Annotated in this window: 1 protein-coding gene; it reads left to right on the top strand. The window is 69.2% G+C overall.

Annotated elements, in window-relative coordinates:
• Positions 1-3,606: amino acid adenylation domain-containing protein (locus tag ACIRBY_RS38655; RefSeq protein WP_403910156.1), on the top strand; the 3,606-nt coding region annotated here is incomplete at both ends.

The following is a 3,606-nucleotide window of genomic DNA, read 5'->3' as shown; positions in this document are numbered from 1 at the left end:
CGCAGCGCCGACCAGATCGCCGCCATCCTCGGCATCACCAAGGCAGGCGCCGGCTACCTCCCCATCGACCCCGAATACCCCGCCGACCGCATCACATACATGCTCAACGACGCCACCCCCGCACTCCTCCTCACAACGGACCGCCTGGTCGACGAGGTGTTCACGGCGGTCGGCAGTGGAGTGACCCTCACCATCGAATCCCAGACGAAGCTGTGGGACGAGCAGAGGACCAGCGACCCGACCGACGCCGACCGGGTCCTGCCTGTCAGGCTCGCCCATACCGCCTACGCCTTTTACACCTCCGGCTCCACCGGCCGCCCCAAGGGGAGCTTGATCGCGCACCACGGGCTGGCCGACCTCATCGGCACCGCAGTCGAGCGCTGCGAGACCGGCCCCGGGAGCCGGGTCCTGCAACTGGCCTCCCCGAGCTTCGACCCCTCCATGGTCGAGATCTTCGCGGCCTTCACCGCCGGTGCGACGCTCGTGCTGCCGCCGAGCGGACGCCTCGCCGGGCTGGAGCTCGTCAGAACCCTCTCCGACCGGCACATCACGCACGCCTTCATCACGGCGTCGAGGCTCGCGAGCCTGCCGGCGGGAAGCGAGACCGCCCTGTCCGAGCTGACGCTCCTCGGCATGATCGGGGAGCCCACGCCGCCCGCATTGGTGGCGCGCTGGTCGCCGGGGCGCCGGATGATCAATGCGTACGGGCCGACGGAGTGCACCGTGTACGCGACGATCAGCCGACCGTTCTCCGACGGCATCGCCCCGCTCGGCCACCCGATCGCGAACGCCCGGCTCCACGTACTGGACCAGAACCTTCAGCCGGTCCCCCCGGGCATCACCGGTGAGCTCTACATCGCCGGCAACGGGGTCGGCCGCGGTTACCTGAAGCGTCCCGGACTGACCGCGGAGCGGTTCGTGGCGGATCCGTTCGGTGAGCCGGGAACCCGGATGTACCGCACCGGTGACCTGGTGCGGTGGAACCGCGACGGCGAACTGGAATACCTGGGCCGCACCGACCACCAGGTCAAGATCCGCGGATTCCGCATCGAACCCGGGGAGATCCAGACCGCGCTCACCCGGCACCCGGACGTCGCCCAGGCCGTCGTGATCACACGCCAGGACCAGCCCGGAGACGTCCGCCTGATCGCCTACGTCGTGCCTGCCGAGGGAGGTGAACCCTCCGTAACGCAGCTCCGCGAGCACCTGCGCCGGCAGCTCCCGGACTACATGGTCCCCGCTGCCGTGGCCGTCATCGAACGGATCCCGCTCACCCCGAACGGAAAGATCGACCGCCAGGCGCTCCCGACCCCCGACCTCGACCAGGTCCCCGCGGGCCGTGCTCCCCGCACGCCGCGGGAAGAGATCCTCTGCGCCCTGTTCGCCAAGGTGCTGGGCGTGCCCGGCGTCGGGATCGATGACAACTTCTTCGACCTCGGCGGCCACTCCCTGCTGGCCACGCGCCTGATCAGCCAGATCCGGACGTCGCTCGGCGTCGAGGCCCCACTGCGCTCCTTCTTCGAGGCGCCCACGGTCTCCCAGTTGGCGGCCCGGCTGGTGGACGGCGACGGGCCCACCCGACCGCCCCTGGTCCCCGCCGCCCGCCCCGAGGCTGTCCCGCTGTCGTTCGCCCAGGAACGCCTGTGGTTCATCCACAAGCTCGAAGGCCCTTCGGCCACCTACAACATGCCGCTCGCACTGCGCCTGACCGGCGACCTCGACCAGCAGGCCCTGCGCGGCGCCATCAACGACGTCATCGCCCGGCACGAATCTCTGCGTACGGTCTTCCATGACGTCGAAGGAAGGGCTTGCCAGCGCATTCTCGCTCCGGACGAGGCCGGGATCGAGATGGAGGTCCTTCCCGCGCAGGAAGCGCAGATCCGCGAGATGCTGAACCGGGCCGCTCGCCACGAGTTCGACCTGGCGGATCAGGTGCCGCTGCACGCCCGGCTGTTCGTCCTCAGCGCCACCGAGTCGGTACTGATGCTGGTGCTGCACCACATCGCCGGTGACGGCTGGTCGATGGCCCCGCTGGCCCGGGACCTGATCGAGGCGTACTCCGCGCGCCTGACCGGCGGTGAGCCGCAGTGGCCGGACCTGCCGGTGCAGTACGCCGACTACACCCTCTGGCAGCGTGAGCTGCTCGGTGACGACACCGATCCCGACAGCCCCTTCAGCCGCCAGTACGCCTACTGGGCCGAACAGCTGGCGGGCCTGCCGGAACAGGTCACCATCCCCACCGACCGCCCCCGCCCGGCCGTCGCCGGCAACGCCGGAGACGTCTGCGACTTCATGTTCGGGGACCGTCTCCACCAGGACATCGCTCAGCTCGCGAAGTCATCCGGAGCGACGGTGTTCATGGTGCTTCAGGCGTCCATGGCGGCTCTGATGAACCGCCTCGGAGCCGGGAGTGACATCCCCATCGGCAGCGGCATCGCCGGCCGCACCGACGAGAACCTCGACCACCTCATCGGTTTCTTCGTCAACACGCTCGTACTGCGTACGGACACCTCCGGCGACCCGTCCTTCGCCGACCTGCTGGCCCAGGTGCGCCAGACGAGCCTGGCGGCCTACGCACACCAGGACGTGCCCTTCCAGCACCTGGTGGAGAAGCTCAACCCGCAGCGCTCCGCCGCGCACCACCCGCTCTTCCAGGTCATGCTGGCCCTCCAGAACAACGAGCAGGCCGATTTCCAGCTGCCTGGACTGAGGGTCACTCACGAACCCGCCACGACGGACACCTCTCGATTCGATCTGTTCGTCAACATCGGAGAGTTCCACGAACGGGACGGCTCCCCGCGGGGCATCGGCGGCTCCATCGAGTTCGCGACGGATCTGTATGACCGGTCGACGGTGGAGGCGCTGATCGGGCGGTGGGAGCAGCTGCTGCGGTCTGTGGTGGCTGATCCAGGGCGGTCGATCGGGTCGTTGGAGGTGCTCACCCCCGAGGAGGAGGTGCGCCTCGGGGACTGGGTTCTGGGGGCTGGCCAGGAGGTAGCGGACGCAACGTTGCCCGCGCTGTTCGAGGCTGGTGTCGCGGCCGCACCCGACGCCCAGGCGGTGGAGGCTGACGGCCGGAGCTGGACGTACGGTGAGTTGAACGCACGGGCCAATCAGGTGGCGCACTGGCTGATCTCGCAGGGGATCGGTGCCGAAGCCCCGGTAGGCGTGGCGCTGTCGCGCAGTGCCGAGCAGGTCGCGGTGATCCTGGGCGTGATGAAGGCCGGCGCCGGATACCTGCCGATCGATCCGCAGTACCCGGCCGAGCGGATCGCTTTCATGCTGGCCGATGCCGTGCCCACCATAGTGATCACTACGGATCAGCTGGCGTCGCAGGTGGCTGGTGGCCTGGTCGTCGATGCTCTGGCCGCGGTATGGGACGAGCAGGCCACGACCGATCCCACGGACGCCGACCGGATCGCACCGTTGGTGCCGGCGAACAGTGCGTACACGATCTACACATCGGGCTCCACAGGCCGGCCCAAGGGGGCGACCGTCACGCACACCGGCTTGGCCTCGCTCGTCTCCACCTTGGTGGAGCGGTGCCGGACCACTGCGGGCAGCCGGGTACTGCAACTCGCCTCGCCCAGCTTCGACGCCTCGATG

Origin of the sequence: Streptomyces sp. NPDC096136, assembly GCF_044763325.1 — a bacterium.
GTDB lineage: Bacteria > Actinomycetota > Actinomycetes > Streptomycetales > Streptomycetaceae > Streptomyces.
The sequence above is the reverse complement of the archived record's forward strand: the minus strand, read 5'-3'. Positions and strand labels throughout refer to the sequence as shown.